The organism is Akkermansia sp. RCC_12PD (assembly GCF_036417355.1).
In the GTDB taxonomy this organism is placed as follows: domain Bacteria; phylum Verrucomicrobiota; class Verrucomicrobiia; order Verrucomicrobiales; family Akkermansiaceae; genus Akkermansia.
Window position 1 is genome coordinate 945,404 of the sequence record NZ_CP143889.1, and the last position, 12,999, is coordinate 958,402.

Consider the following 12,999-nt stretch of genomic DNA (forward strand, 5'->3'; position numbering starts at 1 on the left):
CCGACAATTACACATCCGGGCAATGCTTTTCCAGTATTGCCCGGATTTTTTTCGATCAGGACAAAAGGGAGCTGGCCTGCATCATTCCTTCCATATTTCATTCTTCGATTAATCAAGTCAATTAAAGCGCTTTAAAGACACCTTCATTCTTACACATAAAAACGCAAATCTGTTCCTTCTTCTGAAAGATTCTTTTTTCTTTAATATTAAATATTTCTTCATACATCGAATTTGAAATCCGAAGTCAATGAAATTTTTTGATACAAAATGTCTTAGAAAAGCTGAAAAGAGTGAAGAAGGAGCTGGAAAGACGGGGAGAAACTATATGAATAAATATTCAATAATATCACCATTAATGATTTATGTATTTTTCAAAATAATTTGAAAGCTTTTTCGGATTTCAAATTCGTTTTGATCCGGCCATGCGCAAAAGTTTGGCGGCTGTATTTTTTTCCAGTGTCATGATGGGAACAGCATTACTGGCTTCAAACGCCGATGCTTCCACCCTTCTTTACGGACTGGATTTCAACAATTTGAATGAGCAGAATTTAACCAACCTGGGGAGCGGAACAACCGCTATCAACGGAACAGCCGGGTACATTAACTGGACCGGCGACAATGTTCCCCTCGGTGATGGAGGCTATGCCCACAGAGTGAACGGCGCAACATTCAATATCAGCAACAGTGGCGGCATTGACGGCATCAACCTTTCCACCGGATTCAGCGTCGGCCTCCATCTGAAGAACGGCAACAATCCCGTCTGGCAGGATGCCCTTTCCATCACATTCGGTAACACAACCATCAGGGTGGAAATGAATGCTTCCAACCAGTGGGTGATTTACAACGGTGCCGACATAGGTATTCCGCAAGGAACTCTTCTCTTCCAGACAGACCCCGGCAACTGGGATTACCTGGGTCTGACCTTCCAAGGCGACAAAATGAATGTGTACAAAAACGGCCAGTTGACCAATTCCATCACGACCGGCCTTTCAGATTCCACCCTCGTTACCGGCATCAGGGGAGGAGGCGAACATGCCGCTACTAATTCCCAGGTCTATATAGACAACGTGGCCGTTTATGACGGCGTGCTCAATGGCAACGATTTCGCCTACCTGAGCCAGAATGCCATGCCTGCCGAACTGGTTCCGGAACCGGCCACTGCTTCACTGAGCCTTCTCGGGCTGGCTTCCCTGCTTATGCGCAGAAGAAGAAAGTAACCCCCGTCTTTAAACATTTCAAAGCCGTTTTTCCCCACAGGAAAACGGCTTTTTCTTTTCCGGGGAGCAAAACGCTCCCTGCCGAATATTCCGGCATGACTGAAATATCGGTATCCTCCCCGGAGCTTAAGGATATTTGTGGTTGATCATGCCCGTCAGGGCCTACAGAATGCGCGCCGAACTTTTTCCGTCCACTTTTTTCATGCCGCGCCGCCAAAAAACCCTTGGGCACATTGCCGCCCTGCTGACTATCCTGATCTGGGGCACAACCTTCGTCTCCACCAAAGTGCTGCTGCGGGACTTTACGCCCGTTACGGTGCTCTTCACGCGCTTTGTCATCGGCTACGCCTTCCTCTGGTGCCTGAAACCACGCCTGATGCCTTTCTCCGGCTGGAAAAAGGAACTCCTGTTTGCCGGAGCCGGTTTAACGGGAGTCACTCTGTACTTCCTGCTGGAAAACATCGCCCTGACGTACACACTGGCTTCCAACGTGGGAATCATCGTGGCCGTGGTACCGTTCTTCACAGCTCTTCTGGCCCACTTCCTGATCAAGGGGGAACGGTTCACGCCGCGCTTTTTCCTGGGTTTTGTCGCCGCGTTCTCAGGCATCTTCCTCATCATGGCGAATGGAGCCTTCGTTCTGGAACTGAATCCGGCAGGCGACCTGCTGGCCCTGGGGGCGGCCCTTGTCTGGGCGGTTTATTCCATCCTGATGAAAAAAATCGGCGTCAATACGTCCAACATGGTAGCCTGCACGCGCCGCATTTTCTTCTACGGCATCGTGATGATGGTGCCGGCCCTGTCTCTGCTGCCGGTGAACTTTGACTGGGATCTGTTCATCCGGCCCGTCAACGCCGCCAATCTGCTGTATCTGGGCTTCTTTGCCTCCGCCCTGTGTTTCCTGGCCTGGAGCCGGGTGGTGGAAGTGCTGGGAGCCGTCAAATCCAGCGTCTATATTTACATGGTCCCGGTTGTGGCCGTGATAGCCTCCGCTATCATCCTAGGAGAACGCCTGACATGGATTTCCGGAACGGGACTTCTTCTAACTATCTGCGGCGTAATGATTTCCGAATCCAAAAAGAAGAAGTGAATTCCTGAAAGCGGTGTGCTAATCCGCTGTCAACGCAAAAATCTCACTGGAAGTCCATTGCTAGAAAAAATGATTCCAGAATGGATTGGAATCTATTGTTTGCGGAAGATTTGAGTCTTTATATTTAGGAATCTTCTATCTTTCATCAGAGTTGACTCTCTTGCGGATTAGCACTCCGTTATAATTTTTAAAGAAGAAATTAAAAAATATTTTTATGAGCGCTCATGAAAATGGCCCTATTTGTATTTCACAATTATTTATGCATGTTCCAACTGCAGTACTAGCAATTTCATTATTTTTACTCTCTTCCTGCGGAACAATCATGCACGGAGGCACGCAAAAAATCGGCATATCAAGTACTCCTATAGGGGCAGATGTAACAGTTGATGGCAAACCGGAAGGCAAAACGCCAGTAATTGTCAAGATGGACAGAAACAGCAATCACACCATTCTTGTTGCAAAGAAAGGTTACCAGCCTGCTTCTGCCACACTCACAAATTCAATTTCTGGATGGGTATGGGGAAATATTCTTTTTGGGGGTCTCCTAGGTTTAGCGGTGGACGCAATATCTGGAGGTTTATATACACTTGATCCGGAGAATGTAAACCTCTCTCTTCATCAATAAAAATCTTAAGCTCATTCACTGTAACATTCTTCTCAAAGAACTGTCCTGCATCCAAATATGTTTATAACACGGTTTCCGCCTCAATGCGGGCTTCCGTCTCCTCAATCTCTTCAGAAAGTTCCGCCCATTGGGAAAAGCATGCTTCCAACTGGCGGTCGGCCTGCTGGAAACGCATGGTCAATTCCATCACGGCATCCGTGTCCGCCGCTGTTCCCGGCTGTTCCAGACGGGTCGTGATGTCCGTTTTTTCCGTTTCAAGACGGCTTATTTCCGCTTCCAGGCCTTCCAGTTTTTCCTGGAGGGGACGAAGCAGGCGCGTCTTTTTCTGGCGGATTTCCGCCTCCATGCGCCTGCGTGCCTTCCGGTCCCCCCCGCCGCCCTGCTCCGTTCCTCCGGCGGAGGCAGAACGCGCTGCAGCGCCCAAGGCCTGGTCACGCTCCACCTTTTCCAGATAATCGGATACGTTGCCTATGTACAGGCGCGGCTTTTCCCCCGGCACGAATTCCAGCACCTTGGTAACAATGGGGTCCAGAAAGCTGCGGTTGTGGGAAACAATGCAGTAGGAACCCGGATACTCGGCCAGGGCTTTTTGAAGGACCTGCTGGGACTGAATGTCCAAATGGTTCGTAGGCTCGTCCAGGATCAGGAAATTGGCGGGATGCAGCAGCATGCAGACCAGGGCCACGCGGGACCGCTCCCCTCCGGACAACACTCCCACGCGTTTATGCACGTCGTCCCCCCGGAACAGGAAGCAACCCAGCAGATTCCGCACCATGGGGGCGGATTCCCGCGTTGCAGCCGCTTCTACGCATTCCAGCACCGTCTTGTCCGGGTCCAGATCGTCGGCGTGGGTCTGGGAGAAAAAGGCGATCCGGGTATGGTGGCCCATTGTGACATGTCCCGCAGTCGGTTCCTCCCCGCAGGAAATAAGGCGGGAAAAAGTGGACTTGCCCGCTCCGTTCACGCCCACGATGGCGATGCGGTCGCCCTTGACGATTTCAAAGTCAAACTTGTCCAGAATGGAAATGGGGCCGTAATTTTTAGAGACCTTTTCCAGTTTGACGACGGAATGGCCTCCCGCCGGGGGAGTAGGGAAGTGAAAGTCCATCACGGCGTCGTCTTCCTCCACCTCAATCAGTTCCACCTTTTCCAACTGCTTGATGCGGGACTGCACCAGGGAAGCCTTCGTGGCCTTGTAGCGGAAACGGTCGATGAATTCCTTCGTTTTGGCTATTTCCCGGTCCTGGGCCTTTTTCTGGCGCAGAAGGATTTCCTTCCTCTGTTCGCTTTCCTTCAGAAAGTAGGAGAAGTTTCCCGCATATTCCTCCGCACGCCCGTGATAAAAGGCGATCGTCCGGGAAACCAGGGAATCCAGCAGGGCCACGTCATGGGAAATGATCACGATGGCACCGCGGTAGGTGCGCAGATATTGTTCCATCCACCGCTGGGACTGGATATCCAAATGGTTGGTAGGCTCGTCCAGCAGCAGCACTTCCGGCCCGCGAAGAAGAAGCTTCGCCAGAGCAATGCGCATTTGCCAGCCGCCGGAGAATTCGCCGCAGTCCCGGTCGAAATCCCGGTCCTTGAATCCGAGGCCGCGCAGAATGGATTCCGTCCGCGGCCGGAGACGGGCGGTGTCATGGGCGTTCAGCACGAGTTCCAGCTCCCCGATTTCATTGAGCACTTCGGAATAGGCGGCTGAACGGGGGTCCAGCCCGGCCATGTCCTGCGTCAGCGCATCAATACGCTGCTGAATGTCCATCAGGTCCGCAAAAGCCGACATGGCTTCGTCAACCAGTTTGCGCCCCCGGACGTGAATGCCCTCCTGCGGCAAATAACCCACCTGGCAGTGTTTGGAATGAATGATGGAACCGGAGTCCGGCTCATTGAGGCCGGCAATGCATTTCATCAGCGTGGACTTGCCCGCGCCGTTATGCCCCGCCAGGGCAATGCGCTCCCCGTCCTCAATCGTGAAGGAGAGATCGTTGAACAATACGCGCGCGCCATATTGCACGCGCAGATTTTGAACGGCCAGAACCATGTGCCGGAATCAATCATCGGGACAGGCGGCGCGGAAAACGTTCCTCGAACGTTTCTGCGCCGCCTCCACCGTTTTTCCTTTTAATCCTTATTTGCCGAGGACCTTGTTCCACGCGGCGATACGGTCAGCCTGCTCCGTGAACAGGTCGGCGGTGTCGTCTTCAATCGTGATGCGGGAAATGGTATCTCCCTGCTCGATGGAGTCCACCACGTCCTGGCCTTCGGTCACTTTGCCGAAGACGGTGTGCTTGCCGTTCAGCCAGTCGGTAGGCACATGAGTGATGAAGAACTGGGAGCCGTTGGTACCGGGGCCCGCATTCGCCATGGAAAGTACGCCGGGGCCATCATGCTTGAGGTCCGGGCGGCATTCGTCTTCAAAACGGTAGCCGGGGCCTCCCATGCCCGTCCCGGTGGGATCGCCGCCCTGGATCATGAAATCCGGAATCACGCGATGGAATTTGAGGCCGTCGTAAAAGCCGCGGGAAGCCAGGTTCAGGAAGGAAGCCGCCGTCACGGGCGTCTTGGAAGCGAACACCGTCAGCTTGATGTCTCCCTTGGAAGTATGGATGGTAATATTCTTGTCGGTTGCCATGCACGCATGTTAAACGCATGGAAAGGCATGGTAAAGGCTGTATTGCGTGCAAATAGAGGGCCTGTTCCTTATTGGTCCCTCCCAATTCCTTTTCACTTTCCTACGCTGGTGCGCAGGGATTTGTCGCGCGTTTACGCACCTCTTTATGATGCTGTCTCCAGTCCATGTTGCGGAAGACCATTTGCCGCATTTCATGGATGAAAAAAGAAATGGCGCAGGGACTGCGGCGGCCCCATCCTCACTTCGGAGAATACGTTAATTCATCCGTCGGGAATACCCGATTCCGAACGTAGCGTTCCGGAAATCCCCAAGGTTTCCGGCTTTCCTCCCCCCCTTATTTCAACCGTTCCATCATTAAAAGGAACCCGCCAGGTACTTCCGGAAAGAATTCTTTTTCATCTTCCTTTTCAGGAGGGTAACATACCCGCAATTTCCCCGGAACAGGCCGTTCCGGCCTGTCATGATAGCCGGCGATGACAGGAGGCATGATTGATTTTCCCTGTAAAAGGGATGAATTTGCATCATATGAGCGAAGAAATGGTAGAAGAATTCGTTACGGTTGAATCTATCTTTGTGCGTGGACGCAACTGCCTGGCGCTTAGAGCGAAGTTCTCACCCCTGTTTACGGACTACTATCTTCATCTCATGCAGTACGGCCTGCGCAATGAAGAGATTTACGACAGCCTGCTGAAAGAGCTGATGGCCTATTTCACGCTGTACATGGTTGCCCGCCCCTGGGCGGAACAGCATGCGTGGACAGTCAATCTGAAAACTCCGATCGTGGCCAACCTGTTCGTTTCCGGATCATCCCTGACGGAATCCGTCGTAGGCCGCGTCTTCACGCAGGACGTAAAAGAGCCGGAAGAGAATACGCTGTATTCCACCATGCTCTGCAAGGGGCAGGAGCCGCGTTATTCCGTCGTTCCCATTCCCGGTGTATCCCCCGCCCAGTGGGTGGAGGAATTTTACAAGCAGAGTGAACAGAGAACGGCACGCTGCATTGAGTTGCCGGACGAATGCTATACGATGGTGACGGCCCAGCCGGACGCCGACGAGGAATGGCTCAATTCCCTCAATCAGGAAAAGATGGCCCATCTGGAAGAAAACGAAAATACGCGCGTGCTGGAAACCCGCCGCTTCCGTTTTTATTGCGGCTGTACCCTGGACCGCATACTTCCAACGCTCAAGGCGCTCCAGGAGAAAGAGAAAGATTTGTTCCAGGGAGAAAATGAGCTGGAAATCACCTGCCCCAGATGCGCCGCCATCTACCGCGTGACGAGAGAAAATCTGGAAGATTGAGACATACACGATTTCTTTCTGACAATTAGCCTTTTCGGCAACGAAATTCGTGCTTAAACTTTCCTCGTGCCGACTTGTCCGAAGTGCTTACATAATTTCCACCGCGGGGCGGAATCATTGTGCCCTCACTGCGGCTTTTCCCTGGAAAATCTGGACAAGAAATACGGCAGGGATTCCATCCCCTACCGCCGCGTGTGCGACAACGCGGGAGCGCTCCGCCAGCAGGACCGCGTGAAGCTGAACGCCCTGCTGGAAAAACTGGAACGCCGCATTCCCCCCGTTCTTCTTTCCGTCTATTTTCCCAATATTCTGGAGCCCTTCTCCCTGATTCCCCACAGTTTCTGGATGATGAACCACCTGATGGTGGATGAAGCCGGATTTCCCAATCACCAGGGCCCCCTCGATCCGCAGTGGCTGCTGGTTCTGGTGCTGGATGTGCGGACGGATACGGCTTGCTTTATGTGGGGATACGAACTGGATCCCTATGTGGAACCGGACCTGATCAACAAGTCCATCATGAAAGCCCGCATTCCCCTCCGGGAAAGCATGCTTCTGCACGCCGCGGGCTCCATCATGAAGGACGCCGTCCACCTCGTGGCCCGGAAGGCGCGTTCCAAGGTCAGGCATCCCATGAGGTACGGTCTTACGCTGCCCGCTCCGGCAGAAAGGAAAGGAGGCGGTGCGGCATGAAAAAGCTCCTGCCTGCGGCCATGCTTTTCATGGCGGTCCTGACGGCCCCCGCTCAGGAGCTTCCCCTCCTGAAATGGTCTTCCAAAGACCAGCAGTCCCTGATGAAGGGAACATGGTGGGAAAGCCATGCCCCCATCCTCCCCCCCGTGGAAGCCGCCGTTTCTCCGGTTCCCTCCGCGCCGGAAGCGCCTGCGGACGCAGATTCCCCCGCCGTGGACCCCATTCCGGAGGATTTCACGGATGTAAACGAATATTTCCTGCCGGAATATATCCGGACCACGACAGGGCTGATAGATCCGCAAAAGCTGCTTGGAGAAGTGGAGAGGAACGACGTCATTGAACTTATCCGGCTCATCAAGGACCGCTACAACGTCAATCTGTTTGTCAGCATCTTCGCCGCCGGGCAGAAGGTCCCCCCCTCCGTCAACGCCCCCACCATCGCGCGCCAGATTTTCAAGGACAAGGAACGCAACCTGCTGCTGCATTTCCATATGGGGGATATCAAAAGCGCCCAGATAGCCCTGGATCCCGACCTCAGCTCCCATCTGGGGGATGCCGGACGGCGCGATTTGCTCTACCAGGTGAAGCAGGACGCTTCCCGCTTCACCAATCCGCAGGACGAGCTGATCACGGCCATGATTTCCCTGGCCCGGAGAACGGAAGCCAATATGGCCGCCGCCCCCAAGCCTGCCCTGCCCGCTCTGGAAGCGGACAATCCCGAAAGCATCCCGGAAGCCAATATAACCATCCTGGAGACGGAGGAAACCCCGGAATCCCACCTGCACGTCCTGATGAAGGCCTGGATGTCCTTCGCCCTGGCGAATGTTGCGGGCATCATCCTGCATGTCTCCGCACTGGTTTCCCTGGCGGTTCTCTGGCTGGTCTGGAAAAACAAGCGGGTAGTACGCCTGCTTCCGTCGGAACCGGATAAAAGGCTTGGCGCCCCGCACGGGGCCTCCCAGAGCCGCCCTGTCAATTACTGCATGCAGGAAGGTCGTCATCCTGACTCCATCGGCCGCAGGCAGATGCGGCAGCATATGCGCGACGTATCATGACGGCAGCCCTTCCATCCCCTGAAATCCACGCCGTTCTGAACGATGCCGGAGAACTGGAACTTACCCCGGCCCATGCTCCGGACGGGGCCGTTATCCGTGTGGACCTCAATGCGGATTCTTCCCGCATGCTGTGCACGCAGGGGCAGTACCTGGCCCCCATCCAGGCGCCTCCGGGGACGCGCATACGCTACCGCCTTTTTACGGGCAAAAAGGGAATCGGAGAACCGGAAACCTTCGTCATGCCGGGAATCCCCTCCATTTCCCCCGTTCCTTCCACGCTGGTTCCCTGCACCCAGAACAGGGATTTCCTGATCTACGACTGGCCCGCACGGCATGAAGCGGTCTGCCGCCTGGTCCGGGAAACACATCCGGACCTGCTTTTCATCGGAGATTCCATCACCCATTTCTGGGGAGGGAATCCCGTGGACGAGCCGCACCGTGACATCCTTCAAAAATCCCCGGAGACCTGGGCCGCATGCACAGAGGGCATGAGAGCCGCCAATCTGGGATTCGGCTACGACCGCGTGGAAAACGTCCTGTGGAGGCTACGCCACGGAGAGCTGGACGGCGCCGCCGCAGACGCCGTGTGCGTGGTGCTGATCGGCACGAATAATTTTGCGGAAAACACGGACGAAGAAATCCTGCTGGGCATTCGCGCCGTATGCGGGGAAACCAGGAACAGGCTCACCGGAGCTTCCATCATTCTTCAGGGATTTTACCCGCGCAACAGCGGCCGGGAGGGAACGGCGGAGCGCATTGCCTCCATCAATCTGCGCTTGGAGGCCCTGGCCACCGAGCAAGGTTTTTTTTACACGGAACCGGGACGGCTGATGGCGGATGAATCCGGCCGAATTCCGGCGGAGCTTTCCTCCGACGGCCTGCATCCATCCGCTTCAGGATATGAACGGATAGCCTCTGTTCTCGCTCCCGTCATCCGCCGGGCGGCGGAAGAAAGAAAAAATGACACGGCCAAGAAACCTTCCTCCCCTTCCGGGGTTTCTGTAATAGAACCCCCAACGGAATAATCACGATGAACGAACAGGACGATACAAAACTCTGGCAACTGCTCGGCCATGCTTCCCAGACGGCTCCGGGGGATGGCTTTGCCCGTAAGGTCATGATGCGTATTGCCGAAGAGGAACGCGCACAGTCCGCTCCCGTAGAATCCATCCGAAGCTTCAAGTGGAATTCCTTCCGCATCTGGGCCTCCTCCGCAGCGGCGCTGGTCGTCGGGGTAATCGGCATTTCCGTACTGATGGAGCCTGCGGCACCGGAAGCCCCCTCCATCTCCGTCGCTTCCCTGAACATCGACGATGTGCTTGTGGAAGAGGCCGGGCTCGCCCTGGGCCAGGAAAACCTGATGGATGCCATTTGTACTCTGTCTTCCATGGAAACGGGCGTCATTTCTTCCGACAGCATTCAAGACCTGCTTCTTTAACTCTTAAAAATAGTGAATTAGGTACGCATCCGGCACTGGTTTTTGCAAGCTTTTCCAAAAAATGGTACAAGTCTTTATCCGCCGTCCATGGCCGCCCTGCCAACCCATTCCCCCGTTTTCATCCGTCAGGCCGCGCCTGCGGATTTTCCCGCTTGGATGGAAATGACCGCAACCGTCCGGGACGATTTTCCCGGCATGGCTCCTGCTGATCATCGTGGCGTCATGGAACGGTGCACTGCCAGAAATACGGCCTTTGGCGCCTGGACGGAAGGAGAACTTGCCGGAGGAACGGCATTCTCCCCAAAGCACGGCGGAATCGGCTTTCTGGTCGTCCGGCCGGGATACAGGAGGCGCACGGCATCGGAAGCCTGCCGGCCCGGAAGGCTCTTTCCTGCATGCCGCCGGACCGCGAGGCATTCGTCCATGTTCATCCGGCTACTTTCTCCGCACGCTCCCTGTTCCTTTCCCTGAGCTTCCGGGAAAGTGAATTCATCCGGCGGGGTGGACAGGTTTACCAGACCCTGCTTCCCTCTTCCGAACGGCTGAAGGGAATAGTGGGCCAAAGCCGGAATTTGCCCGCTGCCGGCGGTTGCCTTTGACGGACGCTTTTTCATGGGTTACAAAGAAAGACATCCATGCAGGACTTTCTTTCCACAGTCATTCTTCTGTTCATTGTCATCGATCCCGTGGGACTGGCGCCGATGATCCAAGGAATGATGAAAAAATACACGCCGGAGAAGCAAAAGGCCATTCTGAAAAGGGAACTGGTTTTTGCGCTGTTCTTGTTGCTCCTGTTCTTTTTCTCCGGAAAATTCCTGCTGAACCTGCTCGGTCTGGAACCGGCTACCCTGAACATTTCCGGCGGAATTCTGCTGTTCCTCGTGGCTCTGGGAATGGTGTTTCCCGCCAAGGATATGCTCACGTCCGCGGCCCATGCGTCCGGAAAGAACGAACCTTTCATCGTTCCCATCGCCATGCCGCTGATGGCAGGGCCTTCCTCCCTGGCCATCATCATGCTGCATGCTTCCCAGAGCCCGGACAGCATTTCCCAGATGACTTACGCCGCCGCCATCATCACGGCGTGGCTGCTTTCCGGTCTGGTCCTTTTCATCGCTCATAAATTCCTGCGCCTGCTGGGGGAAAAAGGGACAGTCGCCCTGGAGCGGCTGATGGGCATGGTGCTCATCATGATTTCTGTTCAGATGTTCATGAATGGCCTGGCGGGATACGGCGTCAAATAGAACAGAAATTCGACCATGATCTGGCTCCTTCACGGCAACTTGGGATCTCCGGCGGACTGGAAGCCCGTCATGGATGCGTTGCGTTCCAACGGAATCGAATCCCGCGCTCTTAACCTCTGGAAATATCTGGAATGCTGCCCTAAAAGCCTTCCCGAAATGGGCCGCGTGCTTTGCTCTGAAATTGCCGCACAGGACAAGCGCCCCTATATCTGCGGCTATTCCCTGGGAGGAAGACTGGCCATGCACGCGGTTCTGGCACATTCCCCACTCTGGAAGGGGGCCATGTTCATCAGCGCCAACCCCGGTCTGAAGAATGAAGAGGAAAAGGCCGCGCGCCGCGCCGCGGATGCGGAATGGGCCGTTAAATGTCTCTCCACCCCCTGGGAGAATTTTTTAAGGGAATGGGATGCGCAGGCCGTGTTTGGCGGAGAAGCGGGAAATCCTGGCCGCTCCTCCCTGAAACCGTGGCGCAAGTCCATCTCCCGCGCGTTTATTGACTGGTCCGTGGGCGCCCAGGAAAACCTGGCTCCGCTCCTCAAGCAGTCCCGTGTTTCCCAATTATGGATAGCCGGGGAACGGGACTCCAAATTTACTGCCCTTGCCCGCCGGGCAGCGGGGGACAAGGCGGTGATCATCCCCCATGCCGGCCATCGGCTTCCTCTGGAAGCTCCGGAAAAACTGGCGAAATGCCTGCAACAACTAATCACTGCAACTTATGAATGATTCAGGAATCCCGGATGCGGAAGACTTGAGAAAACTGGTGGAGGAAATAGCCCAGGCCCACATCCCATTCGGCATGTACGGCCCGGCCAAATACCCGCCCAAGGGATGCCCCCTGATGGATGTGCCTCAGGAATATCTGGCATGGTTCCAGGCCAAGGGGTTCCCCAAAGGCAAACTGGGACGCCTGATGGAACAATGCCTGCTCCTGAAGGGGAACGGGCTGGACAACCTTTTCGACCCCTTCCGGAAGGCCAATGGCGGCAGGACGAAGAAGAATGGCCGCCGCCGCGTGTGGGATTTCGAGAATGAATGATACTGCACGGCCAGCGGAACAATCCTGATTTTCCGTCTGTTGCAAACAGATGGACGCTTGAAGATTCTCCTACCGGGCCACCAGTCCCTTCCAAGAGCAGAAGCATTCCGCGGCCGGGGAAGAAACGAACGCCTAATTCATTAGAGTCTGGTGCTTTTTCAGCAATTCCGCCTTCAAGCGTTCCGGAAAGGTTCTGGCATTGAATGAACGTGCATCTTCCCCGCACGTTCCCTTTCATACAAACGCGCCGGAATATCCGTACTCATGCTGTTGATGAAATAATAGCTGAACATCTCCAGAACGGTTCCCAGGGAGTTGGGGATTGCTACCCGGAAGAGGGGTTTTACCCAGGCCCTCCTATTCAGGGAAACCGTATCCTCCCATCCCTTGTTCATTTTTCCACGGAACTTTTTCCATCATCTAGGAAGTGGTGAAAAAGCCAGGACGGCATGCCCATCAATCCAACGAGATCAGAGGAAGCCACCGTTACGCCGCCGGAGGAATATTCCCTGAACCGCCCGGCGCATAGTAGCTGGACCATCAATTCAAGTGCGTCCTGCCTGCCGTAATAATACAGCACAAACACATTTCCGGCTCCGGTTCCCATATAATTACCGTCATAGGGGCGGTCCGCCACGTTTCCCCAGTTGTAACTCCAGTCGCAATACACCCGTCC

15 protein-coding genes are annotated in these 12,999 nt (G+C 54.8%); 12 read left to right on the forward strand and 3 right to left on the reverse strand.

The window, feature by feature from the left end; translation table 11 throughout:
• Positions 1-461: 461 nt before the first annotated feature.
• From V3C20_RS03890 to V3C20_RS03900, 3 genes are all read left to right on the forward strand, one after another.
• Complete coding sequence (locus V3C20_RS03890; protein ID WP_161981420.1) at positions 462-1,217, forward strand: LamG-like jellyroll fold domain-containing protein; 756 nt, start codon at positions 462-464, stop codon at positions 1,215-1,217.
• A 202-nt stretch (positions 1,218-1,419) separates the two neighbouring features.
• Complete coding sequence (locus V3C20_RS03895; RefSeq protein WP_130083685.1) at positions 1,420-2,307, forward strand: DMT family transporter; 888 nt, start codon at positions 1,420-1,422, stop codon at positions 2,305-2,307.
• A gap of 214 nt (positions 2,308-2,521) precedes the next feature.
• Positions 2,522-2,932, forward strand: a complete 411-nt coding sequence (locus V3C20_RS03900) for a PEGA domain-containing protein (protein ID WP_192907204.1) — start codon at positions 2,522-2,524, stop codon at positions 2,930-2,932.
• Positions 2,933-2,993: 61 nt separating this feature from the next.
• On the opposite strand, the gene V3C20_RS03905 is transcribed toward V3C20_RS03900, so the two are convergent.
• Positions 2,994-4,973: an ABC-F family ATP-binding cassette domain-containing protein gene (locus V3C20_RS03905; RefSeq protein ID WP_130083686.1), complete on the reverse strand. Its 1,980-nt coding sequence runs from the start codon at positions 4,971-4,973 to the stop codon at positions 2,994-2,996.
• A gap of 87 nt (positions 4,974-5,060) precedes the next feature.
• Positions 5,061-5,564 (reverse strand): peptidylprolyl isomerase, encoded by a 504-nt coding sequence (locus V3C20_RS03910; RefSeq protein ID WP_130083687.1) that lies wholly within the window; start codon positions 5,562-5,564, stop codon positions 5,061-5,063.
• A gap of 525 nt (positions 5,565-6,089) precedes the next feature.
• Here V3C20_RS03910 and V3C20_RS03915 point away from each other — a divergent pair.
• The 9 genes from V3C20_RS03915 to V3C20_RS03955 all read left to right on the forward strand — a co-directional run bounded on the left by V3C20_RS03915 (position 6,090) and on the right by V3C20_RS03955 (position 12,323).
• Positions 6,090-6,863, forward strand: a complete 774-nt coding sequence (locus tag V3C20_RS03915; protein ID WP_130083688.1) for an Hsp33 family molecular chaperone HslO — start codon at positions 6,090-6,092, stop codon at positions 6,861-6,863.
• 117 nt (positions 6,864-6,980) lie between these two features.
• Complete coding sequence (locus tag V3C20_RS03920) at positions 6,981-7,553, forward strand: hypothetical protein (protein WP_130083689.1); 573 nt, start codon at positions 6,981-6,983, stop codon at positions 7,551-7,553.
• A complete protein-coding gene (locus tag V3C20_RS03925) occupies positions 7,550-8,608 on the forward strand; it encodes a hypothetical protein (RefSeq protein WP_130083690.1) in 1,059 nt (352 codons plus the stop codon). Before V3C20_RS03920 ends, V3C20_RS03925 begins: the two co-directional genes overlap by 4 nt.
• Positions 8,605-9,633: a GDSL-type esterase/lipase family protein gene (locus V3C20_RS03930; RefSeq protein WP_130083691.1), complete on the forward strand. Its 1,029-nt coding sequence runs from the start codon at positions 8,605-8,607 to the stop codon at positions 9,631-9,633. The genes V3C20_RS03925 and V3C20_RS03930 overlap by 4 nt, the downstream gene beginning before the upstream one ends.
• Before the next feature lie 5 nt (positions 9,634-9,638).
• Entirely contained in the window at positions 9,639-10,046 is a 408-nt protein-coding gene (locus V3C20_RS03935) for a hypothetical protein (RefSeq protein ID WP_130083692.1), read from the forward strand.
• A 395-nt stretch (positions 10,047-10,441) separates the two neighbouring features.
• Positions 10,442-10,645, forward strand: a complete 204-nt coding sequence (locus tag V3C20_RS03940; RefSeq protein WP_130083693.1) for a hypothetical protein — start codon at positions 10,442-10,444, stop codon at positions 10,643-10,645.
• A 36-nt stretch (positions 10,646-10,681) separates the two neighbouring features.
• A complete protein-coding gene (locus V3C20_RS03945; protein WP_130083694.1) occupies positions 10,682-11,287 on the forward strand; it encodes a MarC family protein in 606 nt (201 codons plus the stop codon).
• Positions 11,288-11,302: 15 nt separating this feature from the next.
• Complete coding sequence (locus V3C20_RS03950) at positions 11,303-12,010, forward strand: alpha/beta fold hydrolase (protein WP_130083695.1); 708 nt, start codon at positions 11,303-11,305, stop codon at positions 12,008-12,010.
• Complete coding sequence (locus tag V3C20_RS03955; RefSeq protein WP_130083696.1) at positions 12,003-12,323, forward strand: DUF3820 family protein; 321 nt, start codon at positions 12,003-12,005, stop codon at positions 12,321-12,323. The genes V3C20_RS03950 and V3C20_RS03955 overlap by 8 nt, the downstream gene beginning before the upstream one ends.
• A 391-nt stretch (positions 12,324-12,714) precedes the next feature.
• Here the strand turns inward: V3C20_RS03955 and V3C20_RS03960 are convergent, their stop codons facing one another.
• Positions 12,715-12,993, reverse strand: coding sequence for a hypothetical protein (locus V3C20_RS03960; RefSeq protein ID WP_130083697.1), 279 nt, complete (start codon positions 12,991-12,993; stop codon positions 12,715-12,717).
• Positions 12,994-12,999: the final 6 nt, after the last annotated feature.

Bases quoted from the DNA above. Each gene is read 5' to 3' on its own strand.
- V3C20_RS03910 (WP_130083687.1), bottom strand. From the start codon at position 5,564: ATGGCAACCGACAAGAATATTACCATCCATACTTCCAAGGGAGACATC.
- V3C20_RS03935 (WP_130083692.1), top strand. From the start codon at position 9,639: ATGAACGAACAGGACGATACAAAACTCTGGCAACTGCTCGGCCATGCT.
- V3C20_RS03890 (WP_161981420.1), top strand. From the start codon at position 462: ATGATGGGAACAGCATTACTGGCTTCAAACGCCGATGCTTCCACCCTT.
- V3C20_RS03895 (WP_130083685.1), top strand. From the start codon at position 1,420: ATGCCGCGCCGCCAAAAAACCCTTGGGCACATTGCCGCCCTGCTGACT.
- V3C20_RS03900 (WP_192907204.1), top strand. From the start codon at position 2,522: ATGAGCGCTCATGAAAATGGCCCTATTTGTATTTCACAATTATTTATG.
- V3C20_RS03930 (WP_130083691.1), top strand. From the start codon at position 8,605: ATGACGGCAGCCCTTCCATCCCCTGAAATCCACGCCGTTCTGAACGAT.
- V3C20_RS03915 (WP_130083688.1), top strand. From the start codon at position 6,090: ATGAGCGAAGAAATGGTAGAAGAATTCGTTACGGTTGAATCTATCTTT.
- V3C20_RS03925 (WP_130083690.1), top strand. From the start codon at position 7,550: ATGAAAAAGCTCCTGCCTGCGGCCATGCTTTTCATGGCGGTCCTGACG.
- V3C20_RS03945 (WP_130083694.1), top strand. From the start codon at position 10,682: ATGCAGGACTTTCTTTCCACAGTCATTCTTCTGTTCATTGTCATCGAT.
- V3C20_RS03905 (WP_130083686.1), bottom strand. From the start codon at position 4,973: ATGGTTCTGGCCGTTCAAAATCTGCGCGTGCAATATGGCGCGCGCGTA.
- V3C20_RS03940 (WP_130083693.1), top strand. From the start codon at position 10,442: ATGCCGCCGGACCGCGAGGCATTCGTCCATGTTCATCCGGCTACTTTC.
- V3C20_RS03950 (WP_130083695.1), top strand. From the start codon at position 11,303: ATGATCTGGCTCCTTCACGGCAACTTGGGATCTCCGGCGGACTGGAAG.
- V3C20_RS03955 (WP_130083696.1), top strand. From the start codon at position 12,003: ATGAATGATTCAGGAATCCCGGATGCGGAAGACTTGAGAAAACTGGTG.